The 1,692-nt window shown below is 76.1% G+C and carries 1 protein-coding gene and 1 pseudogene; both read left to right on the top strand.

The genetic code is table 11. From position 1 onward, the window contains the following. Positions 1–165 (top strand): annotated as a pseudogene (locus HCJ92_RS25260) (formimidoylglutamate deiminase); the annotation flags it as partial. Positions 166–301: 136 nt separating this feature from the next. Further along, positions 302–1,546 (top strand): imidazolonepropionase, encoded by a 1,245-nt coding sequence (gene hutI, locus HCJ92_RS23940; protein ID WP_167935695.1) that lies wholly within the window; start codon positions 302–304, stop codon positions 1,544–1,546. Positions 1,547–1,692 lie beyond the last annotated feature (146 nt).

Below are 1,692 nucleotides of genomic sequence, written 5' to 3'. Positions count from 1 at the left end.
GCCCTCCGGCAGCTCGCCGCCGAGGCCGTCGTCTTCGCCGGGACCGCGGCCGACGTGAGGCACACCGTGGTCGGCGGTCGGCACGTCGTCCGCGACGGCCACCACCAACTGGTCCCCCGCGTCCCCGAGGCGCTCACCGACGCGGTGGAGGCACTGCGCGGCTGACCGCGCCCGCCCGGCGGACCCCGCCGGGCGGGCACCCGCCGCACACCGCCGCCACTCACGGAGCGACCGCCGCCGAGAACCCGGCGGTGCCCCGTACGCCCGCCGCCCACCACCCGCCACGGAGACCTTCGCGACGATGAGCGACACCCACCCCCGCCCCGACGCCACCCCGGCCCCGGCGGCCCCCACCACCCTCGTCACCAACATCTCCCACCTCACCACCAACGACCCCTCCCACGGCACCGGCCCCCTCGGCCCGATCCACGATGCCGCCCTCGTCATCGAGGGCGACCGCATCGCGTGGATCGGTGAATCCAGTAGAGCACCCGTCACTGACAGTCACCATGATGTGGGTGGCCGGGCGGTCGTCCCCGGCTTCGTCGACTCCCACTCCCACCTGCTGTTCGCGGGCGACCGGACCGAGGAGTTCAACGCCCGGATGACCGGCCGGCCCTACAGCGCCGGCGGCATCCGCACCACCGTCGCCGCCACCCGCGCGGCCACCGACGACGAGCTGGCGGCCACCCTCGACCGCCACCTCGCCGAGATGGTGCGGCAGGGCACCACCACCACCGAGACCAAGTCCGGATACGGCCTCACCGCCGACGACGAGGCACGCGCGCTGCGCGTGGCCGCCGCCCGCACCGACGAGGTCACCTACCTCGGCGCGCACATCGTCCCCTCCGAGTACCAGGACGACCCCGACGGCTACGTGGCGCTGGTCACCGGTCCCATGCTCGACGCCTGCGCCCCCCACGCCCGCTGGATCGACGCCTTCTGCGAGCGGGGCGCCTTCGACGGCGACCGGACCCGCGCCGTGCTGACAGCCGGACGCGCCCGTGGACTCACCCCCCGCGTCCACGCCAACCAGCTCGGCCCCGGCCCCGGCGTGCGGATCGCCGTCGAACTCGCCGCCGCCTCGGCCGACCACTGCACCCACCTCGACGACACCGACGTCGACGCACTCGCCCAGGCCGCCACCGCCCCCGAACCGACGGTCGCCACCCTGCTCCCCGGCTGCGAGTTCTCCACCCGCTCGCCCTACCCGGACGCCCGCCGCCTCCTGGACGCCGGCGCCACGGTCGCGCTGTCCACGGACTGCAACCCCGGCTCGTCCTTCACCAGTTCCATGCCGTTCTGCATCGCTGTGGCCGTACGCGAGATGGGCATGACGCCCGAGGAGGCGCTCTGGTCCGCCACCGCCGGCGGTGCGGCGGCGCTGCGCCGCACCGACATCGGCACCCTCCGGCCGGGCGCCCGCGCCGACCTGGTGGTGCTGGACGCGCCCTCGCCGGTGCACCTGGCCTACCGACCCGGCGTCCCGCTGGTGACGGACGTCTGGCAGGCAGGCCGGCACGCCTGGTCGCGCCCGCGCTCCTGACGGCGTGTCCGACCCCCGGCGGGCCCGCGCTGCACGTCACGGCCGTCCGTCGCGGTGCCGGCATCACCCGCCACCCCAACGGCGTCGCGTCTCGGCGGCCGACCGTCTCCGACGCCGCCGGCCGATCCGCCGCAGCCCCGTCGCGG

Source organism: Streptomyces spiramenti (genome assembly GCF_012034385.1).
Classification (GTDB): Bacteria; Actinomycetota; Actinomycetes; order Streptomycetales; family Streptomycetaceae; genus Streptomyces; species Streptomyces spiramenti.
The sequence above is the reverse complement of the archived record's forward strand: the minus strand, read 5'-3'. Positions and strand labels throughout refer to the sequence as shown.

Coding starts and splice junctions, on each gene's coding strand:
- hutI (WP_167935695.1), top strand. CDS start 302: ATGAGCGACACCCACCCCCGCCCCGACGCCACCCCGGCCCCGGCGGCC.